Origin of the sequence: Gephyromycinifex aptenodytis, assembly GCF_012277275.1 — a bacterium.
GTDB lineage: Bacteria > Actinomycetota > Actinomycetes > Actinomycetales > Dermatophilaceae > Gephyromycinifex > Gephyromycinifex aptenodytis.
In genome coordinates this window covers 2,143,224-2,169,268 of the sequence record NZ_CP051155.1, presented here as the reverse complement: position 1 = coordinate 2,169,268, position 26,045 = coordinate 2,143,224, and the positions used below count along the sequence as shown (strand labels likewise).

Below are 26,045 nucleotides of genomic sequence, written 5' to 3'. Positions count from 1 at the left end.
GTTAGCCGGGCTGCCGGTCGGCCGTCTCCGGGATCCATTCGAGTAGGTCCCCGGGTTGGCAGTTCAACACCTCGCACATGGACTCCAGGGTGGACAGGCGCACCGCTTTGGCGCGTCCGTTCTTCAGTACCGCGACGTTGGCCGGGGTGATCCCGACCCGTTCGGCGAACTCGGTCACGGACATCTTGCGGCGGGCGAGTTCGACGTCGATGCGCACCACGATCGGCATCAGATGACGGCCTCCATGTCCGTGTGCAGGGCGCTCGCCTGCTGCAAGAGGCTACGCATGACGATCATGAGCAGCAGCATGCCCAGCGCCGCCAGCACGGTAAGGAGCGCGAGCACCGGCACGGTGATCGGTCCGATTCCGACCCAGGTCAGGTACCCGAACAGGGCCACCGACACGGCGGTGGCCGCAGCGAGGGACCAGATGATCCCGTCCACCCAGGCGAAGGAGGTGGAGGCGAAGATCTGCGAGGAGGCGATGGCGTCGAGCAACCTCCAGGTCGCGACGAGGACGACCTCCCCGAAGAGCAGGCCCAGCACCGTCAACGTCAACACCGGCCATCGCATATACGCGACCTCCGGGTAGCTCTCAGCCATCCAGCCGGACAGGACCGGCAGGACGATCACTTGCACGGCCATCGCGATCGCCAGCCCCAAAAGCAGCAGAACCCGCAGGGTCACCAGGGTAAATCTCGTGGTCATGAATCGAGTTTCAATATAAACCTATTGAAAATCAATAGGTTGCTACCCCCGGTGCGGCGGGGATGAGCCTCAGTGTCCGCCGAAGCAGTGTTGGCCGTGTGCAGCCTCAGGCCTGGGCGTCGATGAGCAGGCCCTTGTCGAACTGTCCATGCAAGACCCAGGAGGACAGGCGACGGGCAGCGAGCAGAAAGCCAAGGTCCCGCCCCGAGCGCAGCGTGTCCAGGATGTCGCGGGGCTGCATGCGCAGCATCCGACCCAAGCGTCCGAGCTCTTCGCGTTGCCATGGCTCGACGTGCTCGGAAAGCAACCCCGAGGTGAGCTCCGGGGAGTGGAACCCCTCTGGGGGAATCGGATTGGGGTTTCGCCCGCCCCCGGTGGCCGAGGTTGCGGTGGGTGCGACAGGGCCCGCGGGGGCGCCAGTCGCCGCCGCAGTTGCTGATCCTCGGACCGGATCGGTGCCTTCCACCCCCGCAACGCTCACGCCTCCCCATCGGCGGATGCGGGGCGATTCCCCAGGTGCCGCGCCCACCATTGTCCAAATGCATCGACAGTGGGACCCCGGTGCGCCCGCGCCCACGTTCAACGCGCACCGTGGCGGTGGGTGCGCTGTGCTGCGTCCGTCAGCAGGCAGTCAGAGACCTCGACGGGGCGTGGTGTCTCCCGGGTCTGCCGAGCTACGTCGCGTCAGTCGCGAGCCCGGCGCCAGCCGGCCTCGACGGCTTCGCGCTCACTGCAGAACCAGCGTTCGCCCTTGCTTTCACTGATCTGTGTCCGCTGATAGGAGTCCCCGCTCGGGACGTGGTAGATCTTTTCGCCACTGCCCCGGCTGATGTTTCCCTTGATGGCGCACTTGCCCTTCGGCGCGCCCTGAGCTTCCGGTTTCGTCTGTCGCGGGGCGGTCGGGTGTTTCTCTCCCGCGCCCCCGGCATTGGCTGCGGGACAGTCCGTGCCCCAGATTCCCCGTCCGGCCCGTTGTGCCTGCGCCTGGGCTTCGCGGAAAGCCGACTGATGTGCGTAGGGCGCGTCATAGGTGTATTCACGTCCATAGCCGCCGGCGATGAGCTCCTGCGCCGCGAGTGTCCCGTTGGCAAGCCTGACATGGCGCAGTAGCCGGTTGTAGCGGTCTCGCTCGGCCTGGGTCGGGTCGGCGTCCAGGCGGACCGGGCCGTCGGCGAGCAGAGTCCGCATCTGCGCCGTGGCCTGTGCAGCGAAGCATTCACCGATCTCCGGGGTGTCGATCCCGATGACCCGTACCTTTTCGACCTCCCCGTTCAGGCGCACCCGGATGGTGTCTCCGTCGCTGACTCCCACCACGGTGACCAGGCCAGGGTCGGCCTCAGGCCGGGTGCTGCCCGTTCGACTCGTTTCTGCTGCTGCGGGCTTGGATGGCGAGGCCCCGGCGCTGGTTGTCGCTCTTCCCGAGCCGTCGTCCGGGGAGAGGGTGAGCGACCCTGCGAACGTGGTGCTCTCGGCGGGGTCGGGGCCATGGGTTTCAGGAGAGCCTGGAATGCTGCAGCCAGCCGTGGCTGCGCTCATCAGGAGCGCGAGACACAGGCCTACCGCATTGTTGCGTCCTCGCATTTGACCTCTCCCCATGACAGTTCCCATCGCAGGTCCTTGTGCGGATGTGAGCCTTTCCGTTCCGTCCAGCACTCTAGGAGTGGGCGGTGCTGCCCTGGCGGTGCCCGTCGCAAGGGCTGATCGGCCGCAGCAGTCCCGCTGCGCCGATCAGGAGAGGGGTGATCACCCTCAGCCCACGCCGCGCCCCCACGTCCTGTCACCGTCACATGCGAGTGCCGCCTTGGGCGAGGTGGGTCTGGGCGATGCCTGACCGCCAAGCGGGCAGCGACCTCGACGTGTCCTGCGGATGCGACCTGGGGTAGTCCTGAGCCTTCGTTGCGGTGCTGGCCGAGGGATCGACTCGGTTGCCAGAGGTACCAGGCCTGCGGTCGCGGAGATCGGCTTCTGCCCCGAGCACCTAAGCGCCAGAGTCCTGCTGCTGGCCTTCACTCTCCCGGTCACTGTTAATGCCGGGACATGTTAGTCAGTGCACCTTATTAGGTGGACCTACCTACGCAGAATTCCGAGTCGGCGGCCGATAAGAGCAGTGCCCAGTCTCATCCAGACCTCGTGCCTGGTATGGACCCGCTAGCCGAAGAGGAGGTCGACGTCCGCCGCTCTGAGAACTAACTCAGCAACCGGTCCCTACGTCCGGGATGCGCGGATAGGCAATGAGCTTGCTCGCTGTGCGCGCCAAAAGCGAGCCAAGACAAGAGCTTTCGGGCAGATCCCCCGGATCTTCGTGAGACCTGAAGCGGGACAGGTGGTGCACGCCACCTCACAACTGCGCACACAACGATGAACCACGACAACAGCGATAAGAGAGACACGACACATGACACGAGCACAAAGGGCACGCACCGTATTCGCTGCCTCGTCTGCCTCATGCCTCATTGCCGCGTCGGCGTTCGGTGCCAGTGCCGAGGACGCCGGTTCGGAAAAGGGTGCGGTCCAGCCGGGAACGAACGAGTGGACGACGGCCGAGATGGTCTTCCAGAACGTAGACCAGGACGGGGCGTTGATTCCAGGAACCAACCTGAGCGCAGCTTTCGGAGGGGAATACTGCGCACGGAACAACGAGGATTCCGGTTGGTCGTGTAAAAGCCTCGACACTAATGACGCGTCGAGCGGCATTTACCAAATGATGAACAATGACATCGGTGAGCGCGGCTACACCGATGCCTTCATTAGGAACCTCGGCGCCCCGTCGGTGGCTGTCAAGGGCCAGCCCCTGAATGCGTGCCTGCACCTGTATGCCCGCTACAAGGCAGACGACTTCAAGGACGATAAAACCGAGATGGCGGTCTGTCAGACCTCCGAAGGCTGGGTCGTCCCGGATGAGGCGCAACGCGCTGCTCTGAACTTGTCCCCGGACTTCCCGAATTGGCAGTGGAATGCCGACCTGGGCTCCTGGAGCGTGACGAACACACGGAGCAAGGACAACCCGACGCGTGGTTCCACTACCATCACGCTGCACAACCACCACCTGGATCCGGCCGGCGAGTGGGAGACCCAAGCTATGTCCATCCGGAAGGTCGACCCGGAGGGCAATCTGATTTCAGGGTCGAAAGGGGTCGGTGCCGTCTTCGACGGAGAATCATGCAAGCGCGACGTCAACGGCGCCTGGAGCTGCAGCGACTTCGAGGGTGATTGGAATCTGAGTGGCATCAAATCTTCCGGAGAAGCCAAGCCGCAGACGAACGTCTTCGACAATGGCATCAATCTCGACCAGCCGATCACCCACTGCATTCGGCTGTCGGAGAAATCGGCGCCTAGCGGCTTCGTCAGGAACACCACCAAGGCGACCCTCTGCCAGACGGTGCGAGGGTGGGTGGTCCCCAATTCCGAGGAGCAGAAGGAAATCGGCTCCATCAAGAAAGACTGGGATTGGACGCTCGGCGACTGGCGCGTTGTGAACAAACGCCCTACCTTCACTGGCGGCGGCGGGTCCTTCAAGGCCGATCCCAACCAGTTCAAGGTGACGAAGAAAGCGACGCCGACCAGTAAGGGCACCCCCGATGGGTTGCAGGCCGAGAAGGAGGAGCGCATCGGGGAGACAACCATCACCTTGGTGAATAAACGCGAACCCCTCGACCAGTGGACGACGGAGAAGATGGTGTTCCGGAAAGTCGATGGCGAGCGGGCTCTCATCACTGGCGAGCCCAGCACCGGCGCCCAGTTCGGAGCCGAACTGTGCACCCTCAGCAGCGGTGCCGCCTCCTGGACGTGTGAGGAGGTAGGCGGCGACGACGTGAACGCCGCGCTCTCCAGTAAGGGCATCACAGAGAATTTCATCGACGCCGCAAAGGTGCTCGAGACATCCAAGAACAAGGGTGATTTCCAATACTGCCTACGTGTGTGGGAAGAGCGCGCACCGCAGGGGTACACCCCGAGTAAGAGCCAAGCCGCCGTCTGCCAGAACTCCACCGGGTGGGTCCTACCGGAGAAGGCCAAGCAGAAGGAGCTGTCCGCGTTCGCGGCTTTCAAAGGCTGGGAATGGGGTTTGGGTAACTGGACTGTCTTGAACGTCAAGGACGATCCGGCCAAGCCAGAGGGAAAGGCAACCTTCGAACTGGTCAACAACGCTAAGATCCCGACCTCGGACCCGACATCGCCGCAGGCACCGACCCCGTCCGGGCCGCAGACCCCGTCCCCGAAGCCGCCCGTGGCACCCAAGCCGACTGATGCGCCCACCACGAGCGCTCCGAAACCGACAAACCCGCCGGCGGTAGAGCCGATCCCGAACAAGAAACCGCTGCCGCCGTTCAACGCCCCGGTTGACAAGAAATTGCTGGACAAGGCCAGCCCGCTGACCTCGCACCTGTTCGCTGGGCGCCCGAATGCCAAGGGCAACGTGGTTCTCTACGCCCAGGTCGACAACTACACGCCGCGGACGGCCAAGCAGGCACGGATCGTCAACTCCCTGGCCCGAGACGGCCGCTTGGGCTACCGCGAGGACCGCGCGCTGTGGGGCGCCTCCAAGTGGCAGATCGTGCGGGTCGAGGTCCCCGAGAACTCATCGTGGCGGACCTTGATCGGGGCGATCAATGCCCAGACCAAGGCCCCGATCGGTGACGTCCTCACGCTCAACCGCGCTGTCCAGGTCAAACCCAAGCAGACGGTAACGATGGCTTGGGTACTCGGCGATGATGCCACCCCCGGTAAGCCGTGGGGTCCTAAGCGCAACATCAACCAGGTTTATCTCGGCCGCTCCTGAGCGCCGATAGTCACCACAGAACTGTGCCGCACCCCGGGAAACCGGGGTGCGGCACAGTCGTGTGCAGAGGCTGCGCTCAGGCGTGCAGGTGCTCCAGGTGTTCATGGGCGATCCCCGCCGACTCGAGCTGGAGGGTGCAGTGCTCGATGCTTACGCCGTGGTGTTCTGCCATGCACCGCTGCACGTCGGCGAGCAGTTCCAGAGAATGGCCGTCGGTGAAGCACTCGTCGTCCAGGACGACGTGCGCCGTCAATACCGGTAGCCCGCTCGCGACCGTTGAGGCGTGCAGGTCATGCACGCCGACAACATGAGGCAGGCCGAGTATGTGGGCCCGCACCGTGTCCAGATCCAAGCCCTCGGGAGTGGACTCGAGCAGGATGGCTCCGGACTCCCGTAGTAGTCGCAGCGCTCTGGGCAAGATGAGCGCCGCGACTGCCAACCCCGCGACCGCGTCGGCGCGCATCCACCCGGTGAGGGCGATCACTCCCGCCGCGACGAGAACAGCCACCGAGCCCAAGGCGTCATTTGCGACCTCGAGGAAGGCAGCGCGCATGTTCAGGTTGTGCGATCTCCCACCGGACAGGACGAGCAGGGAAGCCAGGTTGCCCAGCAATCCCACCAGACCGATGAGAGCCAGCCCACCGGGGAACACCTCCGGTGGCCAGAGCAGACGGGTGACGCCCTCGTACACCGCGTAGCCGCCGACCACGAGCAGGACGGCAGCTTGCCCGGAAGCGGCAATGACCTCCGCGCGTTGCCAGCCCCACGTGCGTTTCGCTGAGGCCGGGCGCGTCATGAGAGTGGCGGCTAGGAAAGCGACGACGAGACCGACCGAGTCGGTGAACATGTGCGCAGCGTCCACGAGCAACGCCAGGCTGTTCGTCAGGTGCGCGCCGATGACCTCGGCGATGAAAATCGTGGCGGTGATGCCGAGGGCGATGGCCAACCGAGTGCGGTTGGCGCTGGCAGCACCGTGGTCGTGTCCATGCCCATGGGCATGTCCGTGGCCGTGGCCGGCGCTCATGGGTTGGCTCCTACGGTGGGGCATAGGGTGACCGCCCCTCCGGTCGCGGCCAGCAGCGCGCTCGCTGCGGTGAGCAGAGTGCGGGTCAACTCCGGCTGCGCCAGGGAGTAGTAGGTCGCTCGCCCATCGACGCGAGTGCTCAGCAGTCCGCATTGGCGCATGCATGCAAGATGCGCAGAGACCGTCGACTGGGCCAGGCCGAGATGCTCGACCAGATCGGTGACCCGGTGCTCACCGAGCAGCAGGTGCTGGGTGATAACGAGACGGTTCGGGTCGGCGAACCCCTTGAACAGGGCGGCGGCCGGATGTAGCGCCGCCGCTAACTCAACTACTTTGGGCGATGGCATCGTCATACGGCGATGATATCGGTAATGGCCGGAAGTGGGAACCTGCTACTGCTGGGGTCGTGTTGCCAGCCGGATCGTCGGCCTCGCCGACCGCTGGATGCAGTGGGGGTGGCATCGAACGTGTCCTCGCACGCGCAGAGCCCGGGGCGGGCTAGCTACCCAAGGCGGAACGCGATCCGCCGCCCTCGATGTCGATGACGGTCCTGGCCACGGGCACCGCCGCCCTCGATGTCGGACTCAGACGTGCCCGCTGAGCTGGGCCATCCGGCGCTCCAGGCCTGCAAGCTGGTCCTTGGCGGCGCTCGAGGTTGCGGGCTCGCTCTCGGTCGGCACACTCATCGGGACCACGTCGATAGAGAGCCGGGCCCCGCCGGCGAGCGCGCGCAGCTCGTCCAGTTTGTTCCCGAACGGGGTGCCGCTGCCCGGGGAGTAGTACCGCACGGCCTGCTCGACCTGATCAGGGAACAGGTCGGTCTTGGTGACGACGATGACCAGCCACACGGGGCGGTCACTACGCACTGCCATTGCAGCAATGAGGTGGCCGGTGATGGTCCAATCCTCAAGTTCGGCGGCCAACTGCGCTTCTCGCCCAGTGGAGGCAGGTTCATCCACCCCGACCGCCTTGCGAGGGGTGGCATGGCCGTAGGCGACCACGTGCAACACCCCGTCGACGGGCTCGTCGTGGAAGACGTCATCCAAGGCGCCGAGCCGGGTGGCGGCGTTGTCGCCGGGGACGACCCGGAACCGGAAACCGTGGCCGCGCGCGGTTCGACGAGTGCGCCGCTCCATCACCGCCGAGCCCGTCTCCTCTCCGCCAGGAGCGCCAGAGTGGCGACTCAACCGGTCCACGAGCCGAGTCTTGCCGACGCCGCTCATACCGGTGACGGCTACGAGCGGGAAACGCTGCCGGAACCGATGCGAGAGCTTTCGCGGTGCGGCGCCTAGCGCGACGATGACATTGCCCGCGCCCGCACTCAGGGCCGTCAGGCCGCGGGCCGCAGAGCCCACGCCAGAACGGGGTGGGGGGAGTGCCGTCATCTCAGCTCACCTCATCGTTGTCGTTTGCCGTTCCACACCATCACACGCGAGGGCCCCTCCGCTCGCACAGGCCCCCCGCACGGCCTCGGAGTGTCGCATCCGGTAGCTCGTCGAGACGCACCCTTCGGGCGCCGGTGACCGTCGCGATGCCTGAGGCCTGCCTGCCGGGCCAGTGCCGCAGGCAACGATCGCACTTGCGGCTGATCGGTCCAGTTCTGCGCCGGGGCGGGTAGGCATGCGAGGCCGGGTCGGTGGTGCGTAGCGTTCCCAGGCAGGGCGGGGCACGGCGCAGCCCGGGGGCGCGCGGGAGGAAAGTTTCTGCGGGGTTCGGTTAGTGCGGCGCACATGGTGCCAAGGATCAAAGGGCGTCCTGGCGAGCTTGCTTTTCCCCGATGGCCACTTGTCTTTCACAATGGGTAAGGGCGCTGCAAAAGATGTAATCCACGGAGTTATCCACAGCGGTGCATAACATTTTCCGGCACGAATCGCGTTGTGGTTGCGGCGTGTCCGTGCGCGAGAAGGCAGTCCGGAGGCCGCCTCTCATAGGGGCTGGGGGTGAGCAGAGCGCGAGCCGGAGGTGGCTGTGTAGCGTGCTCGCAGCCAAAGGTTCACGGCCTGCAGCCACAGTAAACACAGCCCTACCTGTGCCCGTCGGTCCGTCGCGCGAATGCCGCGTTCGAGGGTCCGTCCCGCCGTTATTCACCGTACTTTCACCATAGGGGAGGCCCACATGGGAACCAGATATGCGATCAGCGACAACGCGATCAACCGGCACTCCAGCAACCTCGACGCCTCGGTGGCGGCGATGAACGCCAACCTCAACCAGTTCCTGTCTTCCCTCTCGGCGTTGCCGGGGGTGTGGAAGGGCGCCTCCTTCCAGTCCTTCGATCAGGTGCAAACTCGCTGGCAGGTGGCCGCCCGTGACCTCAACCAGTCACTGGAGAGCATTCGCGGGCGGGTCGGCACCTCCGGGCAGATCTATGACTCCGGTCAGGCTCAACAGGCGGCCGACATCAACAGCCTCAACGCGGGTGCGAACTGGGACGCCGCGAAGTTCCGTAGCTGAACCCACAAAGGAGAAGAACGCATGAGCATTGTCAGTTACGACTCCGCCATTGCCCGCGACGCCGAAGCCGGGTTGGCAGCAACCGCCTCGGCGTTGGAGGCCAACCTTGCCGAACTGGGGGCCTTCGTCAGTCAGGTGTGCGCCAACTGGGATGGCGACGAGCAAGTCCTTTACCGAGGAATCCAAACGCAGTGGGACACTGCCGCCGCGGAGGTCAACGCGATTCTGTTGCAAATCAAAACGGGTTTGGGGCGCAACACCGTCTCCGTCGATGAGATGAGAGCGCGGGTTCGCAGCGCGTTGCAAGGATGATGGTCGCCGCGCGCAACATCGAGGCTCGATGCTGTTCTACCTCGGGCGGGGAAACAGGCAAAGCTGTTCCCGATGGTGCGCTCGCAGTTTCCCGTCGGCCGCTATTTACTCCGTCGGCCATCACTGCGCTGCCGCGCAGAGGACCGATTCACACCAACGCGGCCAGCAACGAGGCGGAGGCGATCGTGTTCACGCTCATGTGCAGCGCCATCGGACCCCAGATGTTTCCGTGGAACGCCCGCAGCAGACCTAGCGCCAGCCCGAGGGCCCAGATAGTGCAGCACCCCTCCAGTGTGGTCCGGGCTCGTATTCGCGGGGCCTACCGCGGGCCAGAGCAGCGCCTCCCGCGGTAGGGCTTGTCGACATCCGTAGGGGTTACTCGCTGGCCAGCGCCGCGCCGGGGGAGACTGCGGCGGCGCGTCGACCGGGCAACACCGAGGCCAGCCAGGCGGCGGCTATCGCCACGGAAGCCACCAGCCCCAACCGCGTCCACGGCACCTGCGGCACGATCTGTACCTCCGCGCCCAGCAGTGCGTACGCGCCGGCCAGGCCGTAGCCGATGCCGAGCGCGATCCCGAGCAGCGTGCCGATCCCGGCCAGGGCGACCGCTTCGATCCCCAACATGGAACGCACCTGCCGCCGGGTCATCCCCAGCGCCCGCAATAAACCGTTCTCCCGGGTGCGTTCGAGAACCGACAATGACAAAGTGTTCCCGACCCCGACGAGTGCGATCAGCACCGCTACCGCCAGCAAGCCGGTGACGACGTACAACACGATCCGCACCTGGGCGTTGAGAGCGGCTCGCTGCAGTGCGCCGCCATCGACCTCGAGCCCGGGATGCGCTGCCAGCGCCTCTCGGATCTGCTCGATGGCGCGGGTGGGGTCAGCCTCGGGGCGCAGTTTGGCCCACACCGTCGTGCTCGCCGAGGGGTCCAGCCGGGCCAAGGTCCCGGTAGAGACCACCGCCATCCCCTTTTTGCCGTGGAGGACTCGCAATCGGATAGGCGCGCCGCTGCGAGACTGCACCGCCACGGTTGAGCCTTCCGCCGCGCCGAACTGCGGGTCCAGGATGATGCTGCGATCGCTTACCCCGGCCAGGGTCTTCTGGTCGCGGTAAGCAAGGTGGGCCGTCGGCCCGACCCCCACCAGCGAGAGCGTCTCCTGTCCACCGGGTAGCACAATCGTGGCTGACCCCTGAGTCACCGGAACCGCCGCCGCGACCGGGGGCAGCGCCGCGACGACCTCGGCCGCCGAAGCAGGCAGGCTCGCCTGGTTGGAGGTGAGCACCACATCGACCGGGGCGCGCCGATCGAGCTGGCGAGCCACGCTCTCCTGCCCACTGGCAGCACCGACGCTCATCAAGGTGATGAGGGTGACCCCGACGAACAGTGCGGAGGCGGTGGCAGCGGCCCGAGCCGGGTTGCGGCGCGAGTTGTCGACCGCGAGTTGCCCGGGCAGTCCGCCCAGGCGGGCGGCAACCGGTGTGAGCAGGCGGGCCATCGCGGGCACCAGCACCACCGCAAGCATCAGTACCCCGACGACGGAGATCGCTCCGGTGGCCAGGCCCAGGGGCAGGTTCGGGTCCCGTGAAGCGGCGACGAGGCCCGCCGTCCCGGCCAGCGCCAAAGCAAGCCCGATGAGGATCCGTAGCCGCCCAGTGGTGGTGGTCGAGCTGGGCGTGGACAGCGGGCGCATCGCCGCCAAAGGCGCCACCCTGGTGGCGCGTCGAGCAGGCGCGAACGCGGCCACTCCGGTGACCAAGACGCCGACCAGGGGCGGCGCCAGGAGGGTCACCGGGTCCAGGCTCAGCCCGGCCAACTCCATCGAGGTGCCCTTCGAAAGGGCGGACAGGCCGGCCACGATGCCCAGCCCCAGCCCTAAACCGATGACGGAGGCGATGACCGCCAGCAGCATCGCTTCTCGCAGGACCGAGCCGAACACCTGGCGGCGGCTGGCCCCCACGCAGCGCAGCAGGGCAAGTTCGCGCACCCGCTGGGCGAGCAGGATCGAGAAGGTGTTGGCGATGACGATGGCGCTGACCAGCACCGAGACGGCGGCGAAGCCGAGCATGAGCCCCACAATCACTCCAGTGCCGGCGTCGGTCTGGGAAACCCGTTCGGCCTTCTCCTGCTCCCCGGTGCGCAGGATGTAGTCCCCGGAACCGGGTAGGGACTCCAGCTGGGTAAGCAGTTCTTGGGGGGTGGTGTGGGGGACGGCGCTCAGCAGAGCCTCGTCGTAGCCCTCGTTCCCCGACCATGCCCACAGGTCGGAGTCGGCGGCGTACAGGGTCGGAAACCCGGAGGCGGGCTCGCTGCTGCTGGGCTCAACGATGCCCACCACCAGAGCCCTGGCTGACGCGCCGGGGCTCGCCAACGTAATGGTCGCACCCACATTGGCGGATCGGGCTTCGGCCAGGACCTGGTCGATAGCCACCTCGCCGGGGCCCGCCGGTAGCCGTCCGCGGCTCAGTTGCGCCCCGGCCGGGACGCTGCGACCGCGGAGCATCGACGTGCGGCCGCCGAGGTCCTGTACGAGAAGGGTGCTCTGGGTGGCGCGCACCTGCGCCACTCGCGGCTGCGCTTTGAGGGATTCCAGGTACGGCACGCTGATCTGTGGTGAGTCACTGTTCTGCGATCTTGTGACGACGACGGCTGCATCGCCGATTGTTCCGGCGGCTTGTTCTTCGATCGTCGCTGACAGCGTGGCCCCCAGGGCGAGCGCTGCGGTGACGAACGCAACGCCGAGCACGATGGCCAGGGCGGTCGCCAGGAGACGACGGGGATAGGCGAACACCCTCAGGCCTCCTGGCGGGTCACGGTGCCGGTGTCGCCGACCACGCGGCCATCGCCCAGGGTCAGGGTCCGGTCCGCGTAGGAGGCGGCGGTGGGGTCGTGGGTGACCATGACGACGCTCTGACCGAGGTCGGTGACGCTGCGCTTCAAGAAACCGAGGATGGCTTCACCGGAGGCCGAATCGAGGGCGCCGGTGGGTTCGTCAGCGAAGATGATGTGCGGCCGGGTGATGAGCGCGCGGGCGATCGCGATGCGTTGCTGCTGGCCGCCGGAGAGTTCACTGGGCCGATGCGTGAGCCGGTCGCCGATACCCAGCGCCGTGATCACCTCGTCGAACCACGCGCTTTCGACGCGGCGCCCGGCCAGTTTCAGCGGCAGCAGGATGTTGCCCCGCGCGTCCAGGGTGGGCATGAGGTTGAAGGCCTGGAAGATGAAGCCGATCCGGTCGCGGCGTAGGCGGGTGAGGTCGTCATCGCGCAGCGAGGTGATCTCGGTGTCTGCGATCCAGGACTGTCCCGAGGTGGCGGTGTCCAGGCCTGCCGCCACATGCATGAGCGTGGATTTCCCTGAACCTGACGGCCCCATGATCGCGGTGAAATGGCCGGCGTCAATCTCGACATCGACGGCGTCCAGCGCCGTGACGCGGGCTGCCCCGTGTCCATAGACCTTGGTCAATTTCGCCGTTCGTAGGGCTAGGCGGTCAGGAGGCTGCATGATCTCTCCGCGTCTGCGTCATGTTCGGTGAGCTCATGACGTTAGGAGGAGCGCTGCTACGGGCGGATCGTGCGACGGGCTGAGAGTCGCCCTGCTCCCTGAGTCGCACGGTGGGCACGCGGGTCAACCCCAGGGCGTAGCTGCTGCGAGTACGTCGGGGCTGGCGCGGAGAGTCAGGTGTGCGCGTGTTGATCGGGCGCCGAGTTATGAGCAGCGGATCAGCGACCACGCCTCGGTCGCCGTCGACTATGACGTGAGCCTTAGCTGAGGGCCTCGACGCGCTTGCCGTTCTCGAGGTAGCGGCAACGGGCCCCCGCTTTGAGGCCATGGCTGACGCGGCGCCGCACGGCGGGGCGCAGCAGTTCGATACCTCCGGGGAGGGCGACGAACCTGTACTCGCTGATTTCCTCCAGCTGCAGTTGGATGCGCGTGATCTGTTCGTCGCTGACTTCTCCGCAGTGGAACAGCAGCCGCAGCCCGAGTTTGCGGCCCTTCTTCGCGGGTCGGGTGTCGACGCAGACGAGGTGTCCGCGCTGCACCTCGAGGCCGGTTTCTTCGCCTACTTCGCGGCGGCACGCCTGCCAGGGGGTTTCCCCGTCGGCTTCCATGATCCCGCCGGGGATCGTCCACCCGGATTTGTAAGTCGGTTTGAGGATGAGCAGCCGCCCCTGCGCGTCAAGGATGATCGCGCCTGTCGACACGGGGATCTCCGGCAGGGTGAACATGGCGCTCCGTTCGCTCAGGTGGGGTCAATGAGAGCACAGGTACGGGTGGCGCGCCACGTTCTGCGCTGGTGCAGAATCCGCCGCTGGTTCCACCGTCAACCTTGGTGGAGGACTCCTGCCGCGACTGCCTGCACGAGCCATCCCGGCCGTCTTAGACCGTGCGTTTCGGGGCGCTCACCCCTTGCCGTTTCGGGCTGGGGGAGGGAACTTCATAAACCCAGTTTTGGTGCATTTGCGCAGGTTAGAGGTGCCTTACCTTGCTTGCGGGCGGGTTTAGATGCTCGTACGGTCAAAGAGTCAGATACGCGGCTTCGCTTATCGGAAGGTCCAGCTCATGTCTGCTCTCGCCACCATTTCTTCGTGTGCCACAACCGCCTGCGCCTACAACGACGGTGCCTGCAAAGCCGGCGCGATCACGGTGGGCGGCTCTGAGGGTTCCGCCTCCTGCGGCACCTTCGTCACCCTCGACGTCCGTGGCGGCACCAACTCCGGCTCCGCCCAGGTGGGCGCCTGCCAGCGTTTGGAGTGCGCCCACAACACTGACCTCATGTGCACGGCCGAGGCGATCACGGTCTCGGCTGACACAGCTCTCTGCGAGATGTACAGCGCCCGCTGAACGCCCGCAGCGTGTGTATAACCACGTGTGGCCCCCGGTGATCGCCGGGGGCCACACGCTTGCCCGGCCCAGTGTCAGATACGCGAGACGCGGATCAGGGCCGAGTCCGAGGAAGCAGTGCCGCTAGGGCGCTGCGTATGTCCGCGGCAGAGGTCACGCTCGCGCGGAACGGAATGTGGACGACGTCGGCTGTTGCTCCGTCGAGGAGGGTAACACCCAGGGAATCGATGTCAAGGCAGTAGATGCGTGCCGTCGTAGCGGCCAGATGGGCCGGGTTGCAGGCCAGGAGGCTGCCGGTCCCCGAGTCGCGCGCGGCGCCCGCGCACAGTGTGAACAGGTTGGCTTGTCCCAAGGACAACACCGCATCTTGAGCTTCCAGCGCCTCGAACGGGTCGCGGAACACGCCGGGATCGACATCTTTCAGGGCCGTGAGCGTCCACGGGTGCACGCCGGAGGCGTCGTGCAGGAGCACCCGATCCGTTGTGATTTTGCCCACCTTCATAGCGGGCGATCCGGCCGCGAGGAGGAACCCGCCCCCGAGGTGAGCGTCGGAGACTAGGTCCTGTTGCTCCTGTGAATTCAGCCACTCGAACCGGCCCAACAGATGCACGCTGGCGGTAACGATGCGCGCGTTCGCGTCGACGGCCTCGCGGTTCACATCGAGTCGGACATCGTGGATCTCATCCCCGGATACGGACTCGCAAGGGGCGACCACGAGCAGGCGCCCGGCCGCGTCGAGGCCGTGGGCGGCGAGAGTGATTGCCTGGTTCGGATCCGCCCGATATGCCACCATGCGAGCGTGGCCGGCCCCGCCAAGGAGCCGCCTCGACAAGAGGGCGGTGCGGTCACGGTCATGCCGTACGGGCCGTTCGACTGCCGTGATCATGGGGCTCCCTCCGATTAGGTGAGCCTATCCTAAAGTAACTCCTCCGGGTAAAGGGTTTAGCCGGGTGCCTCCTGAGGAATACCCGCTCACAGCGCGAGGCCGGGCCTCGCTGCTGGGACGTGGCAGGTCGCGGTCGGTGTTGCTCATCCCTGGCCACCGCGGCTGGGCCTTGTGCACCCGCATTGACATGGAGCTTCACCGCGCGCGGCGCCTAGCAGCACCTGAGGGGCACTGACCTAGGTCATCTCCACCTGAGCAGTCACTCGGTGCGCCAGCAGGTGTATCGCCGCGACCCCTGGTCGCCGGGCGCCCCAAGGGTGCGGCTGTCATCGTGGCGGTATGACGTTCGTGCTGCTGGCCCTCGGTTCGCGGGGCGACGTGCAGCCCCTTGCCACCCTGGCCGGAGCGCTGAGCAGCCGCGGACACGACGCGCTCGTCATCGGAATCGAGGAATACGCGGGGCTGGCGGCGCAGGTGGGGGCCCGCTTCGTGCCCGTACCGGGGTCTCTGTCCGACGCCGTGGCGCGTGGGCCGATCCGAGACCGGCTCGGCGCAAGCATGATCGGGCAAGCTGTGCTGCTCAACCGGTGGCTCACCGGGCTGGCGCCAGGGTTCCTCCGGGCTGTCCTGGACCACGTCGGCCCCGGCGATGTCGTGCTCAGCGGCGTGCTCACTCGCGGCGCCGCCGCCGCGCTGGCCGATGCTCGCGGATGCCGCGCCGCGACCATCGTCTACACCGGTCAACCCGTGACCTTGCACCCGCAGAGCTTCTGCTTCGCCTCCTACTTCACCGGATTCACTCCCTACGACCGCTGGGGTGCACGGTTCACGTGGAAACTCGCCACGGCGCTCGGGCGCACCCTGACCACCCGGGCCCGCTCGCAGCTGGGTCTGCCCGGGCTCGGTTTCAACGCGGTCGCAGCCGACGCCGACCGTCACCCCACCATCGTCGCCGCCGACCCGCTACTCGTGCCGCCCGCCCCGGACTGGGCGCCCAACGTGCACCAGAGCGGGTACCTCGCGCCGCCGCCGCGCCCATACACGCCGAACCGCGACCTGGCCGAGCTGCTTGACCGACGCCCGGTCTACGTCGGGTTCGGCAGCCTGACCCAGTTCACGTCCGCCGCGGACACCCAGACCCTCGTGGCGGCGGCCGCGTTGAGCGGGCGGCCGATCCTCACCCTGGCCCCCGCCGGAGCTGCACCCGGCTTCATCGCCTCGAACGTCTATGCGATGAGCGGGGTGCCTTTCGACTGGCTGTTCCCCCGCGTCGCCGGCGCCATCCACCACGGCGGCTCGGGCACCTCCCAAGAAGCGTTGCGCAGCGGGGTGCCCTGTGCGGTCATCCCCATCGGCGTCGACCAGCCCTACCACGCCGAGCGCCTGCACCGCCTGGGTCTTGGACCCGCGCCGCTGTCCCATCGGCGCCTCACCGGGGCGAACCTGGCCCACCTCATCACCGACATGCTCGACTCGCCGCGCACCCCCGGCTACCAGCAACGTGCCCGCGACCTCGGGCACGCCAGCCGCCAGCGGGACGGCGTCGGCGCCACCATCACCGTCCTTGACCAGCTCGGCTACCTGCGCTGATCCGCGACGGGCCAGCACAACCATCGCAATCAGCAGTTGACGTGACTGAAGCGCTCGCTGCTCGCTGCGGGGACAATGACGGCATGAACTGGACGCAGGCGGTGACGTTGGGGCTCGTGCAGGGGCTCACCGAGTTCGTTCCCGTCTCCTCCAGCGCGCACGTGGCTGCGGTTGGTCGCCTCTTCGGCAGCGACCCCGGCTCGGCGTTCACGGCGATCACGCAGTTGGGCACCGAAGCGGCGGTGCTGCTCTACTTCCGCGACGACATCGCCGGCATCATCACGCAGTGGACGCGCTCGGTAGGCGGCGCGGTGCCACCCGCCGACCCGGACGCCCGGCTGGGCTGGTTCATCATCGCGGGCTCCCTACCCATCGGCGGCCTCGGTTACGGACTGCGCCGATTCATCACCGGCCCGCTGCGCAACCCATGGATGACCTGCGGCATGCTGCTCGGCTTCACACCCGTCATCGCCTACGCCGACCGCCGCGCCACCACCCGCTCGGCGCACAAAGGTCTGGCCGACCTCAGCGTGGGTGACGCGCTGGCCTTCGGCCTGTGGCAGTCCTTGGCGCTCATCCCCGGCGTCTCTCGCTCCGGCGGCACCATCGCCGGGGGGCTTCTGCTGGGTTACTCCCGCGAAGCAGCAACCACCTACTCCTTTCTCTTGGCTATCCCCGCAGTGCTCGCCGCCGGGCTGCAACAGCTCTTCGACATCTCCACCGAGGATCAACCACCGGCGTGGGGGCCGATCGCGGCGTCCACCACGGTCAGCTTCGGCATCGGGTACGCAGTCATCGCGTGGCTGCTGCGATACGTCTCGACCAACGACCTACGGCCCTTCGTCCGGTACCGCACCGCCGCCGCGCTGGCCTTGTTCGCGCTTCGGGTGCGCGACGGGCACCGGGAAGCAGGCGGGGCCTGCTGACTTTCGTCTCACTAGGTGTCGCGCCGCGTTTCGTCGCTGTGGTGGTGGGTATCGGAATTGCAGCGCTGTGAGCTCGGGCTGATCAGCCCTAGAAACTCTGCGCCACACGTCTCCACGGAAGGAGCGAGATGACTACATCCGCCTTTGATATCCGGCGACTCATCCCCTCTCGTGCCCGCTCGACTCAGCCCGAGGGGCAAACCCACGACCAACACGGGGCCCGTCGTCCCCACATCGTCATCGTCGGCGGCGGTTTCGCGGGCCTGGCAGCCGCCCGCCGACTGCGCGACGAACCTGTCGACGTCACGATCATCGACCGCAATGCGTACAACACTTTCCAACCGCTGCTCTACCAAGTTGCCACGGCAACTCTGAACCCCGGCGATGTCACCTGGGCGTTGCGCTCCGTGCACGGCGCCAACTACGGGGCACAGTTCATCCTCGGCGAGGTCGAGGCGATGGATCACGAGGCCCGTCACCTACACCTGAAGGACGGACGGGTCGTCTGGTACGACTATCTGCTCATCTGCACCGGCGTCGTCGTCAACTATTTCGGCATCGAGGGTGCGGACAAGTACAGCTATCCCCTCTATACGCGCAGGCAGGCGCTCGCCCTTCGCGATGCGACCCAGCACGCCCTCGAACGCGCTGCCCGAGCCGGCCAGGACGAAGACCTACGGGTCGTCATCGTCGGCGCTGGGGCGACCGGTGTCGAGATGGCCGGCGCTATGGCCGAGATGTGCCATATCGATCTACCCGTGCTGTTTCCTGAACTCGACCCGGAGCGCATTCGGATCACGCTGGTCGAGATGGCCCCGCACGTGCTCATGCCGTTCACCTCGGGCAGCCGCGAGTATGCCGAGCAGGCGTTGCGCTCGCGCGGCGTCGACCTGCGGCTCGGCACGTCGGTCACCGCAGTCTCCGACGAGGGGGTGACCCTGGCGACCAAGGACGGCGATACAAAGCACGAGGAGTTCCTCCCCGCGCAGATCGTCGTGTGGGCCAGCGGTATTCAAGCTGCCGAAGCGGTCGGTCGGTGGGGTTTGAAGCAAGGCAAGGGCGGTCGCATCCTTGTCGATGACCAGATGCGCGCCCTCGGGCACGAACGGATATTCGTCGCAGGGGACATCAGCCTGCGCGAGGACTCCCCGCTACCGCAGCAGGCCCAGCCTGCGCTGCAGACCGGGGAACACGTGGGGGCTGTCATCGCCGCCCAGATCCACGGACAGCAGCCGCCCACGTTCGAATATCGCGACCTCGGCAGCCTGGCCACCATCGGGCGCAGCGACGCCGTCGCTGAGGCCAAGGCGTTCCCGAACCTGACCGGCTTCCCCGCCTGGCTGGTGTGGAACGCCGTGCACATCCGGGCGCTGCTGGGTGGGCGCAACCGTGTCGCCTCGATGGTGAACCTCGGCTCGAAGTACCTGTTCTGGTCCCGAGACCACAACCTCATCGTCGGCGAACCGGTCGTCACGGGCACTGACGGAGAACGCGCACGAAGGTAGCTCCTCGCGCGCGGCCTCGGTCAATGCCATATCGACGCGCGCGGGTCAGCCGTACTGAACACGGGGCGCCGGTCACAGCAGTGGCCGGTGCCCCGGTTCAGCACTGTCAATCTTCGAGGGAGCGCAGGTCGTCCGGGGCGTCGACGGCATAGCTGCGCAACAGGTCCAAGGGCACGATGTCGAGGGTGGCCTCGTTCGTCGCGGCCAGTCGCACTGGCGCCGCCACGCCCGCTTCGTGCGAGATCAGCCAATTGCGGGCCGTCACGCACCACGGATCGCCCGGCAGCAGACCGCTGAACCCGAACTGGGGTCGCGGGGTCGACAAGTCGTTGCCGATGAGTTGCTGATGACGCAGGAACTCCTCCGTCATCACGGCACAGATCGAGTGATAGCCGGTGTCCTGCGGACCGAATGAGCAACAACCGTCGCGATAGAACCCCGTCAGGGGCTCGGTTCCGCACTCTTCGAGTTCACCGCCGAGGACATTCCGCTGCGACATGTCGTCCAGTATGCGCGCCTGTGAACGTAGCGGCCCGGTGGGAGCGCTGGCGTGCCTGCGGCGGTGGAGTGGGCAAGACTGGGGTTGACCAACCTCAAGGAGGCTGTCGTGGGCAGATCGTCGCGCCCCATCCATCCCGACGAACTGGCCGAGCTGCTCGACGTGGCTGCGTCAGCGTTCGAGCGTTGCGGCTACGCGGCTGCTTCGCTCAGTGACGTCCTGGCCGAGGCTGACATCCCCAAGAAGTCGTTCTCGGAGAGCATCGGAGAGAAGAAGGACCTGTTCGAGCGGGTTCTCGCGGATCGACTCCGCGCGCTGCAGGAGCAGGTGATCCTGCCCGACCCCGCGCTGCTCGATGACACCACGTTCTGGCCGACGATCCGCCGCGTCGTCGAGAACGTGGATTCGGCTGCACGCCGCGACCCGCGAACGGTGCAGGCCGGGCGACTCGCGCATTTGAGCGATGCGCCACGGGTCCCCGCCTTGGAGGAGATGCAATCGACTCTGCGAGGTTGGCTGCACGCGATTCTCGAACGGGGCCGGGAATTGGATTGCGTCGATGCGCACCTGCCCGTGGAGTTACAACGATCCCTGACGATCGCCGTCATGGTCGAGGTCGATCAGTGGGTCCAGCGCGAAGAAGCGAATCAGGGCGACCCCGAGCTCGCCGATGAGTTGCTGCGCAGGCTGCTGTCTGCATAACCGCCAGAGGTGGCGCGCCGGCTCGAACGGTCGGCGGCCTGCCGCGACGCTCGCTGCCAAGGCCGTGCACAGATGGTGGTGCTCCGCGTCGCAAGGCAGGTGATGAAGCCGACCAGAGTCGCTTGCCTCTGGTGGCGGGAGCCGATCGGTGAGGTCGTCGGGACCCAGTTCGAACGCAGGGCGAGGCTACCGGGCAGGTAGCGCGGATGAGCGATCGGCCTCAGAGGCTCCGGTCGCGGCCGCGAATCGGACTCACGGCGCTGACGAGCCCGTTCGGCAGAACGCTCACCGGCGTGCCGGTGTCGAGGCGGCTTACGATTCGCCCGCGACCGGCGTTCACCGGTCGCGGGGCGGGCGAATCAGAAATTGATGAGAACACGGCTGCAGTTGGCTACGGACCGGTGGGCTTGGCGCTGAAAAGCGGCAACGAAGCCAGCTCACTGCCCCTGCCCGGGCTCGGGGTTCAGCCCTCGTCAGCCAGGACGCGGTAGATCGCTGAGCGGGCCGCAGTCAAGGCTTCGGTCGCGCGGCGCATCTGCGCCTCATCGTGCGTGGCACCGACAGCCCTGGCCGCCAACCCGAGCTGGGTGTAGGCGCTCCACAGTTCCCCCGCAGCGCCGGCGTCCTGTTGCGCTGCGGCCTCCCACGGAGCGGGGCGTTGTTGCAGCGTGGCGACCTGTTCTGCTGCGGCTTCGGTGAGTCGCAGTGCCTTCCGCCCCTCGATCTCCACCGGTTCGATGAGTCCTTCGTCGGTGAGCAGGGCGAGCGCCGGGTACATGGCCCCGGGGCTGGGGCGCCAGCTGCCGCCTGTCCGATCATGCAGTGTCTGCATGATCTGATAGCCGTTCATCGGCTCTTCAGCCAGCAATAGCAGAGCTGCTTCGCGCACCTCGCCTCGGCGAGCGCGACGTCCTCGACGGCCGCCGAAGCGGCCCCGGCCGAAACCGCCGTGTCCAAGTCCGCGCTCCTCTTCCCCGGCCGGTCCGCATCCTCGGCCACGTGCCCTGCCCGGTCCGCCGTGCTGCCACGGTTCGTGCTCGCAGTGTGCGTCGGACTGTTCGGTTTCGCCGCATCCATGCTCGCGGCGGGTGTCGTCGGTATTCATCACATGTCTCCTTCGCGTTGGGGTGTGGCGGACTGCCACATATTGAGTATCGCGATAGGTCTACGACATGTCAAGATATATCTATAGGCGCGAGAGGCGCCCACCGATAGGGAATGGCTGAGCAGCGATCGGGCGATGGACGGATCGATCGACGTGGCTGATCTGCCTGCCGGCGGCATGGTCAAGCCCGGCGCCCAACGGGCGTAGCGGGCGGGGGGGCAGCGGCGGGCCGGCCCTCAGGCGTCGGAGAGGCGGGCGATTGTGGCCCGCGCGCGGTGTACGACCCCGCAGGATTTCTCCGGAAGGAGGTCATCCAGGAACTCATACCGCCGACGCAGCGATGACTGATAGGCGCCGCCGCCGGTGATGCTCTTGGTCGCCTGCCACCAGTCGACGATGTCTCCCCAGCCCGGTGCGGCCAGCGAACCGCCGACCTGCTGCACCGCCAGCGAGGAGCACAGCGCTGCGAACGCGAGGCGGTTGTGTAGCGACCATCCGGCCAGGGTGCCCAGGGTGACAGCCGCGCCGAACACGTCACCGGCACCTGTCGGGTCGATCGCCTCTACCCGCAGCGCGGGAACGTTGGCTTCCTCCCCGGTGGTCGAGTCATAGGCGAGGGCACCGTGCGGGCCGTTCGTCACCACCGCTAACGGGACCAGGTCGGCCAGTGCGTACAGCGCGTCCTGCGGGGTCTCGGTGCGGGTGTAGGCCATCGCCTCACCGGCATTGGGCATGAAGGCGTGACACCGTTGTAGCGCGGTAAGGATCTGCTGATCCCAGCGGCCGGTTTGATCCCAGCCGACGTCGGCGAAGATCAGTGCGCCGTCCTCATAGGCTGCCTCCACCCAACTCGCCTCACCGGCCGTGTCGGGAGTGGCCAGGTCCATCAGGACGGCGCGTGAACGCGGCGGGCGGCCGATCATCGCCGAGGGGCACTCCGGCTCCTCATGTCCGTGGGTGATCATGTTGCGATCCCCCTCGGCAGCGATGGAGACCGTCACCGGCGAATGCCAGTCCGGGCAGCGTTTGCTCGTGGACAGGTCGACGCCCTCTTGTTCCAGCGTGCGCCAACAGAACTCGCCGTAGTCATCGTCGCCGAAGGCGGCGCCCAGCGAGGTGCGCAGCCCCAGCCGGGAGGCGGCCACGGCGAGGTTGGCGATGCCGCCAGGGCAGGAGCCCATGCCGTCGGCCCACACCTCTTGGCCGTTGCGGGGCATGGCTTCCAGGCCGGTGAAGATGATGTCGAGAAAGACCATGCCCTGCAGGAACAGATCGAACGCAGGGCCGTCAGGCTCCCGCAACGACGCCAGCGGGTCGAAGCGGGAATCCGGGGTGTCGGTGATGGGCCTGTGCACGGTTTGCCTCCCGCAGGTTGACCGATCGAACGTAGGTTGTCGCTCGACACTTCTCCATGCTCACTGTCGCAGGCACAGATGCTGCGTCCAACGCGCGGCGGGACGAAGCCTGCGGTTTGCTGAACCCGACACGGAGGGTCGTCTGCGCCCAATGCGTCGGTTCAAGCGGCAAGACTGCTGCCTGAGGTCCCTCGAATCGTCGCGTCCCCAGCGGCGGCCACTGCCCCGAAGGAGAACCACATGAGCGCCCGACCCGCCCCCGAGATCACCCGCCGTCGCCTTCTCGCTTGGAGCGGTGCGCTGGCAGCAGCGGGCGCGTTGGCTGCCTGCGGCAACAACACCGGCCGCCCGGAGACGGGTTCGGCCTCGGGCGGTGCCGGTGGCGGCGCCAAGCCGAGCCTGTCGCAGTGGTACCACCAATACGGTGAGGTCGGTACCCAGCAGGCCGTGGAGCGGTACGCCGCCGACTACCCCGACGCCGACATCAAGGTCACGTGGAAGCCGGGCGACTACGACAACACGGTTGTGGCGACCCTGCAGACAGACGGCGCCCCGGACATCTTCGAGTACGGCAACGGCCCCACCATCGACATGATCACCTCCGGGCAGGTCAGCGACGTCACCGACCTGTTCGGCGACGCCAAGAGCGACTTCAACGAGGCGCTGCTGAAGCGGGTCACCTACCAGGACAAGATCTGGGCCGTGCCGCAGGTGATGGACATGCAGCTGCTCATCTACCGGCCTTCCCTGCTGGAAGCAGCCGGTATGAAACCGCCGAAGAGCATGGATGAGCTGATGGTCGCGGCGGCCGCGTTGACCACCGGCAAGGTCAAGGGCCTCTTCCTGGGTAACGACGGTGGCGCGGGCCTCATGGGTGGGCCGATGTTGCGTTCGGCGGGTCTGGACCTGCTCACCGATGACGGCAAGGTCGGCTTCGATGACCCCAAGGCCGCGCAGGCGCTGTCGCTGCTGCGAAAGATGTACACCGACAAGGTGGTTCTGCTCGGCGCGCCCAACGACTGGTTCGCCCCCGACGCCCTGACTCAAGGCCTGGCGGCCATGCAGTTCACAGGGTTGTGGAACCTGCCGGCGATCACCGCAGCCCTTGGTAACGACATCGGGGTGCTGCCCTGGCCGGCGATGCCCGGCGGCAACCCGAACGTCACCCTCGGCGCCTACGGGGCCTGCATCAACAGCAAGGGGGCAGACGTCGAGGCGGCCAAGGCGTTCGTGAAGTCGCTGTGGATCGAAAACACGGAGAGCCAAACAGACTGGGCTACCTCCTACGGTCTGCACATCCCGGCGCGCACCTCCGTGGCCGAGAAGGCAGACAAGCTCGCCTCCGGCCCTGCCGCCGAGGCGGTGCGGTTGTCCAAAGAGAACGGCTACGTGCAGAACCACATCCTGTGGAGCCCCAAGAGTCAGTCCTCGTTCAACGACGCGATGAGCCGCATCGTCAAGAACGGCGCTGACCCCAAGGCTGAGCTGGACACGGTCAAGGGCGTGGTGGAGGCCGAACTGAAGCGGTTCTCCTCGTGAGCGCCGCCCCGGCGGGGGGTGGCGTGCTCACCCCCACCAGCCCCTCGCTGGGGCGCCGTCTGGCTGGTCGCGCCAACACGAACCTATGGTTCTGGGTGTTCGTCGGACCGTTCTTCGCGGGGTTGGTCGTCTTCATCTACATCCCCATCGCGTGGAGCATCTACCTGTCGTTCTTCGACGCCCGCAACACCGTCTCACCTACCCCGGACCAGTTCGTGGGGCTGCGGAATTACGCCGATATGCTCGGCGACCCCAACTTTGTCCAGTCGCTGTGGACCTTCGTCGTCTTCGCTGTCTTCATCGTGCCGGTGACGTTCATGCTGTCCCTGGCCACTGCGGTGCTGGTCTCACGGGTGCAGGTGGCGCAAGCGTTCTTCCGCTCCGTCTTCTTCCTGCCCACCGCATGCTCCTACGTGGTTGCCGCGCTGATCTGGAAGATGTCGATCTTCTCCGGGGTGCGTTTCGGGTTGGCGAACACCGTCCTGGATGTCTTCGGCGCTGACCCGATCCCCTGGCTCTCGGTCACCAGCCCGCCGTGGTACTGGCTGGTCATCGTCTCGGCGAGGCTGTGGCTGCAAGTGGGGTTCTACATGATCCTGTTCATCGCAGGCCTGCAACGCATCAACCCCAACCTGTACGAGGCCGCCGCCATCGACGGCGCGATCGGCTGGAAAGCGTTCCGCTACATCACGCTGCCGCTGCTGCGCCCGACCAGCGTCGCGGTGGTCCTACTACTGCTCATCAACGCCTTCCAGGCCTTCGACGAGTTCTTCAACATCATGTCCACCTTCGCCGGGTACCCGCCGTACGCGCGGCCACCGCTGGTGTACCTGTTCTACGTCGCCTTGGGCCGCGGCCAGGACTTCGGCCACGGTGGCGCCGGGGCGGTCATCCTGACGTTGACGATCGCGATCATCGCGCTGGTGCTGGGTCGCTTCTTCCGAACTGAGGAACGCTGATGTCGACACCGCACGTCGTGCGCCGAGGTGCGCGTAGCCAACTCGCCACGTTCACCCGCTACGCAGCGCTGAGCATCGCGGCGTTGTTCTTCCTCATCCCCTTCTATCTACTCGTGCGCAACGCGTTCATGACCCAGGCCGAGATGACCGCGCCGGAATGGCAGTGGGTTCCCCAGCACTGGAGCCTGGACAACTTCCGCGACCTGTTCGCCAACCCGGCAGTGCCGATGAGCCGGGCGCTGCTCAATTCCGTCGTGGTCTCTTTCGTGCAGACCGCGGGGGTGCTGGTGTTGTCGGCGATGGCCGGCTACGGCTTGGCCCGGATCCCCTACCGATGGAGCAACGTGGTCTTCGGGCTGATCACGGCGACGCTGCTCATCCCGGCCGCGGTGACCTTCGTGCCCAGCTTCGTCCTGGTCTCCACGTTGGGCTGGGTGAGCACGCTGCGGGGCCTCATCGTGCCGGGGTTGTTCCAGGCGCTCGCGACGTTCCTGTTCCGCCAGTTCTACCTGGGGTTCCCCAAGGAGATCGAGGAAGCAGCATTCATCGACGGCCTGGGCTATTGGGGCACCTTCTGGCGCATCGTCATCCCGAATTCGCTCGGCTTCGGCGCCGCGATCGGCACCATCACCTTCATCGGCGCCTGGAATGCGTTCCTGTGGCCGCTGGTCATCGGGCAGGACTCGCAGGCGTGGACGGTGCAGATCGCGCTGTCGACGTTCTTGACCGCGCAGACGATCAACTTGCCGCAACTGTTCGCGGCCGCTCTGGTCGCGATCCTGCCGATGCTGCTCATCTTCTTGTTCCTGCAACGCTGGATCGTCGAAGGAGTGGAACGCACCGGCATCGCCGGTGACTGA

At 66.6% G+C, this 26,045-nt stretch carries 26 protein-coding genes; 11 read left to right on the top strand and 15 right to left on the bottom strand.

Annotated features, from left to right (window positions below):
* Position 1 precedes the first annotated feature (1 nt).
* The 4 genes from G9V96_RS09360 to G9V96_RS09345 all read right to left on the bottom strand — a co-directional run bounded on the left by G9V96_RS09360 (position 2) and on the right by G9V96_RS09345 (position 2,289).
* A complete protein-coding gene (locus tag G9V96_RS09360) occupies positions 2–229 on the bottom strand; it encodes a helix-turn-helix domain-containing protein (protein WP_168582786.1) in 228 nt (75 codons plus the stop codon).
* On the bottom strand, positions 229–708 hold the full coding sequence (locus G9V96_RS09355; RefSeq protein ID WP_168582785.1) for a DUF2975 domain-containing protein: 480 nt from the start codon (positions 706–708) through the stop codon (positions 229–231). The genes G9V96_RS09360 and G9V96_RS09355 overlap by 1 nt, the downstream gene beginning before the upstream one ends.
* Before the next feature lie 106 nt (positions 709–814).
* On the bottom strand, positions 815–1,189 hold the full coding sequence (locus tag G9V96_RS09350) for a hypothetical protein (protein ID WP_168582784.1): 375 nt from the start codon (positions 1,187–1,189) through the stop codon (positions 815–817).
* Between the two features lie 203 nt (positions 1,190–1,392).
* Complete coding sequence (locus G9V96_RS09345) at positions 1,393–2,289, bottom strand: thermonuclease family protein (RefSeq protein ID WP_226913254.1); 897 nt, start codon at positions 2,287–2,289, stop codon at positions 1,393–1,395.
* An 814-nt stretch (positions 2,290–3,103) separates the two neighbouring features.
* Between G9V96_RS09345 and G9V96_RS09340 the strand changes: the two genes are divergently transcribed.
* Positions 3,104–5,485 (top strand): hypothetical protein, encoded by a 2,382-nt coding sequence (locus tag G9V96_RS09340; protein WP_168582783.1) that lies wholly within the window; start codon positions 3,104–3,106, stop codon positions 5,483–5,485.
* A 76-nt stretch (positions 5,486–5,561) separates the two neighbouring features.
* On the opposite strand, the gene G9V96_RS09335 is transcribed toward G9V96_RS09340, so the two are convergent.
* From G9V96_RS09335 to G9V96_RS09325, 3 genes are all read right to left on the bottom strand, one after another.
* Entirely contained in the window at positions 5,562–6,509 is a 948-nt protein-coding gene (locus tag G9V96_RS09335; protein ID WP_168582782.1) for a cation diffusion facilitator family transporter, read from the bottom strand.
* Positions 6,506–6,862 (bottom strand): ArsR/SmtB family transcription factor, encoded by a 357-nt coding sequence (locus G9V96_RS09330; protein ID WP_168582781.1) that lies wholly within the window; start codon positions 6,860–6,862, stop codon positions 6,506–6,508. Before G9V96_RS09330 ends, G9V96_RS09335 begins: the two co-directional genes overlap by 4 nt.
* Positions 6,863–7,093: 231 nt before the next feature.
* The gene (locus tag G9V96_RS09325; protein WP_168582780.1) at positions 7,094–7,894 is read right to left on the bottom strand and encodes a GTPase domain-containing protein; all 801 of its coding nucleotides are present in this window, start codon (positions 7,892–7,894) and stop codon (positions 7,094–7,096) included.
* Positions 7,895–8,624: 730 nt separating this feature from the next.
* Between G9V96_RS09325 and G9V96_RS09320 the strand changes: the two genes are divergently transcribed.
* Positions 8,625–8,960 (top strand): WXG100 family type VII secretion target, encoded by a 336-nt coding sequence (locus tag G9V96_RS09320; protein ID WP_168582779.1) that lies wholly within the window; start codon positions 8,625–8,627, stop codon positions 8,958–8,960.
* Positions 8,961–8,981: 21 nt separating this feature from the next.
* Complete coding sequence (locus tag G9V96_RS09315) at positions 8,982–9,272, top strand: WXG100 family type VII secretion target (RefSeq protein ID WP_168582778.1); 291 nt, start codon at positions 8,982–8,984, stop codon at positions 9,270–9,272.
* Positions 9,273–9,420: 148 nt separating this feature from the next.
* Here G9V96_RS09315 and G9V96_RS15405 read toward each other — a convergent pair whose 3' ends face one another.
* The 4 genes from G9V96_RS15405 to G9V96_RS09300 all read right to left on the bottom strand — a co-directional run bounded on the left by G9V96_RS15405 (position 9,421) and on the right by G9V96_RS09300 (position 13,503).
* Positions 9,421–9,546 carry a hypothetical protein gene (locus tag G9V96_RS15405; protein ID WP_404861442.1) on the bottom strand — a complete coding sequence of 42 codons (126 nt, stop codon included), beginning with the start codon at positions 9,544–9,546 and terminating at the stop codon, positions 9,421–9,423.
* Between the two features lie 101 nt (positions 9,547–9,647).
* Positions 9,648–12,065: an ABC transporter permease gene (locus G9V96_RS09310; RefSeq protein ID WP_168582777.1), complete on the bottom strand. Its 2,418-nt coding sequence runs from the start codon at positions 12,063–12,065 to the stop codon at positions 9,648–9,650.
* 2 nt (positions 12,066–12,067) lie between these two features.
* Entirely contained in the window at positions 12,068–12,778 is a 711-nt protein-coding gene (locus G9V96_RS09305; RefSeq protein WP_168582776.1) for an ABC transporter ATP-binding protein, read from the bottom strand.
* Positions 12,779–13,038: 260 nt separating this feature from the next.
* Complete coding sequence (locus tag G9V96_RS09300) at positions 13,039–13,503, bottom strand: NUDIX domain-containing protein (protein ID WP_168582775.1); 465 nt, start codon at positions 13,501–13,503, stop codon at positions 13,039–13,041.
* Positions 13,504–13,837: 334 nt separating this feature from the next.
* Between G9V96_RS09300 and G9V96_RS09295 the strand changes: the two genes are divergently transcribed.
* Positions 13,838–14,119, top strand: coding sequence for a DUF1540 domain-containing protein (locus G9V96_RS09295; RefSeq protein WP_168582774.1), 282 nt, complete (start codon positions 13,838–13,840; stop codon positions 14,117–14,119).
* Positions 14,120–14,213: 94 nt separating this feature from the next.
* On the opposite strand, the gene G9V96_RS09290 is transcribed toward G9V96_RS09295, so the two are convergent.
* Positions 14,214–15,005 carry a DUF2470 domain-containing protein gene (locus G9V96_RS09290; RefSeq protein WP_168582773.1) on the bottom strand — a complete coding sequence of 264 codons (792 nt, stop codon included), beginning with the start codon at positions 15,003–15,005 and terminating at the stop codon, positions 14,214–14,216.
* Between the two features lie 339 nt (positions 15,006–15,344).
* On the opposite strand from G9V96_RS09290, the gene G9V96_RS09285 reads away from it, so the two are divergent.
* The 3 genes from G9V96_RS09285 (at position 15,345) to G9V96_RS09275 (ending at position 19,026) form a co-directional block, all read left to right on the top strand.
* Positions 15,345–16,595, top strand: coding sequence for a glycosyltransferase (locus tag G9V96_RS09285; RefSeq protein WP_168582772.1), 1,251 nt, complete (start codon positions 15,345–15,347; stop codon positions 16,593–16,595).
* Positions 16,596–16,678: 83 nt separating this feature from the next.
* Positions 16,679–17,521: an undecaprenyl-diphosphate phosphatase gene (locus G9V96_RS09280; protein WP_168583952.1), complete on the top strand. Its 843-nt coding sequence runs from the start codon at positions 16,679–16,681 to the stop codon at positions 17,519–17,521.
* A 128-nt stretch (positions 17,522–17,649) separates the two neighbouring features.
* Positions 17,650–19,026: an NAD(P)/FAD-dependent oxidoreductase gene (locus tag G9V96_RS09275; protein ID WP_168582771.1), complete on the top strand. Its 1,377-nt coding sequence runs from the start codon at positions 17,650–17,652 to the stop codon at positions 19,024–19,026.
* A 106-nt stretch (positions 19,027–19,132) separates the two neighbouring features.
* Here the strand turns inward: G9V96_RS09275 and G9V96_RS09270 are convergent, their stop codons facing one another.
* Positions 19,133–19,525, bottom strand: a complete 393-nt coding sequence (locus G9V96_RS09270) for a DUF2237 family protein (RefSeq protein ID WP_168582770.1) — start codon at positions 19,523–19,525, stop codon at positions 19,133–19,135.
* A gap of 108 nt (positions 19,526–19,633) precedes the next feature.
* On the opposite strand from G9V96_RS09270, the gene G9V96_RS09265 reads away from it, so the two are divergent.
* Positions 19,634–20,227 carry a TetR/AcrR family transcriptional regulator gene (locus G9V96_RS09265; RefSeq protein ID WP_168582769.1) on the top strand — a complete coding sequence of 198 codons (594 nt, stop codon included), beginning with the start codon at positions 19,634–19,636 and terminating at the stop codon, positions 20,225–20,227.
* Between the two features lie 463 nt (positions 20,228–20,690).
* On the opposite strand, the gene G9V96_RS09260 is transcribed toward G9V96_RS09265, so the two are convergent.
* Positions 20,691–21,332 carry a PadR family transcriptional regulator gene (locus tag G9V96_RS09260; RefSeq protein WP_168582768.1) on the bottom strand — a complete coding sequence of 214 codons (642 nt, stop codon included), beginning with the start codon at positions 21,330–21,332 and terminating at the stop codon, positions 20,691–20,693.
* Positions 21,333–21,568: 236 nt separating this feature from the next.
* Positions 21,569–22,687: a carbohydrate kinase family protein gene (locus tag G9V96_RS09255; protein ID WP_226913253.1), complete on the bottom strand. Its 1,119-nt coding sequence runs from the start codon at positions 22,685–22,687 to the stop codon at positions 21,569–21,571.
* A gap of 240 nt (positions 22,688–22,927) precedes the next feature.
* On the opposite strand from G9V96_RS09255, the gene G9V96_RS09250 reads away from it, so the two are divergent.
* The 3 genes from G9V96_RS09250 to G9V96_RS09240 are packed head-to-tail and all read left to right on the top strand — an operon-like array spanning position 22,928 to position 26,045.
* Positions 22,928–24,226 carry an ABC transporter substrate-binding protein gene (locus G9V96_RS09250; RefSeq protein ID WP_168582767.1) on the top strand — a complete coding sequence of 433 codons (1,299 nt, stop codon included), beginning with the start codon at positions 22,928–22,930 and terminating at the stop codon, positions 24,224–24,226.
* Positions 24,223–25,185, top strand: coding sequence for a carbohydrate ABC transporter permease (locus tag G9V96_RS09245; protein WP_226913252.1), 963 nt, complete (start codon positions 24,223–24,225; stop codon positions 25,183–25,185). Before G9V96_RS09250 ends, G9V96_RS09245 begins: the two co-directional genes overlap by 4 nt.
* Positions 25,185–26,045, top strand: coding sequence for a carbohydrate ABC transporter permease (locus G9V96_RS09240; protein ID WP_168582766.1), 861 nt, complete (start codon positions 25,185–25,187; stop codon positions 26,043–26,045). The genes G9V96_RS09245 and G9V96_RS09240 overlap by 1 nt, the downstream gene beginning before the upstream one ends.

Excerpts from the sequence above, each read along its gene's own strand:
- G9V96_RS09360 (WP_168582786.1), bottom strand. The coding sequence starts at position 229 with ATGCCGATCGTGGTGCGCATCGACGTCGAACTCGCCCGCCGCAAGATG.
- G9V96_RS09355 (WP_168582785.1), bottom strand. The coding sequence starts at position 708 with ATGACCACGAGATTTACCCTGGTGACCCTGCGGGTTCTGCTGCTTTTG.
- G9V96_RS09345 (WP_226913254.1), bottom strand. The coding sequence starts at position 2,289 with ATGCGAGGACGCAACAATGCGGTAGGCCTGTGTCTCGCGCTCCTGATG.
- G9V96_RS09340 (WP_168582783.1), top strand. The coding sequence starts at position 3,104 with ATGACACGAGCACAAAGGGCACGCACCGTATTCGCTGCCTCGTCTGCC.
- G9V96_RS09335 (WP_168582782.1), bottom strand. The coding sequence starts at position 6,509 with ATGAGCGCCGGCCACGGCCACGGACATGCCCATGGGCATGGACACGAC.
- G9V96_RS09330 (WP_168582781.1), bottom strand. The coding sequence starts at position 6,862 with ATGACGATGCCATCGCCCAAAGTAGTTGAGTTAGCGGCGGCGCTACAT.
- G9V96_RS09325 (WP_168582780.1), bottom strand. The coding sequence starts at position 7,894 with ATGACGGCACTCCCCCCACCCCGTTCTGGCGTGGGCTCTGCGGCCCGC.
- G9V96_RS09320 (WP_168582779.1), top strand. The coding sequence starts at position 8,625 with ATGGGAACCAGATATGCGATCAGCGACAACGCGATCAACCGGCACTCC.
- G9V96_RS09315 (WP_168582778.1), top strand. The coding sequence starts at position 8,982 with ATGAGCATTGTCAGTTACGACTCCGCCATTGCCCGCGACGCCGAAGCC.
- G9V96_RS09305 (WP_168582776.1), bottom strand. The coding sequence starts at position 12,778 with ATGCAGCCTCCTGACCGCCTAGCCCTACGAACGGCGAAATTGACCAAG.
- G9V96_RS09300 (WP_168582775.1), bottom strand. The coding sequence starts at position 13,503 with ATGTTCACCCTGCCGGAGATCCCCGTGTCGACAGGCGCGATCATCCTT.
- G9V96_RS09295 (WP_168582774.1), top strand. The coding sequence starts at position 13,838 with ATGTCTGCTCTCGCCACCATTTCTTCGTGTGCCACAACCGCCTGCGCC.
- G9V96_RS09290 (WP_168582773.1), bottom strand. The coding sequence starts at position 15,005 with ATGATCACGGCAGTCGAACGGCCCGTACGGCATGACCGTGACCGCACC.
- G9V96_RS09285 (WP_168582772.1), top strand. The coding sequence starts at position 15,345 with ATGACGTTCGTGCTGCTGGCCCTCGGTTCGCGGGGCGACGTGCAGCCC.
- G9V96_RS09280 (WP_168583952.1), top strand. The coding sequence starts at position 16,679 with ATGAACTGGACGCAGGCGGTGACGTTGGGGCTCGTGCAGGGGCTCACC.
- G9V96_RS09275 (WP_168582771.1), top strand. The coding sequence starts at position 17,650 with ATGACTACATCCGCCTTTGATATCCGGCGACTCATCCCCTCTCGTGCC.
- G9V96_RS09270 (WP_168582770.1), bottom strand. The coding sequence starts at position 19,525 with ATGTCGCAGCGGAATGTCCTCGGCGGTGAACTCGAAGAGTGCGGAACC.
- G9V96_RS09260 (WP_168582768.1), bottom strand. The coding sequence starts at position 21,332 with ATGAATACCGACGACACCCGCCGCGAGCATGGATGCGGCGAAACCGAA.
- G9V96_RS09250 (WP_168582767.1), top strand. The coding sequence starts at position 22,928 with ATGAGCGCCCGACCCGCCCCCGAGATCACCCGCCGTCGCCTTCTCGCT.
- G9V96_RS09240 (WP_168582766.1), top strand. The coding sequence starts at position 25,185 with ATGTCGACACCGCACGTCGTGCGCCGAGGTGCGCGTAGCCAACTCGCC.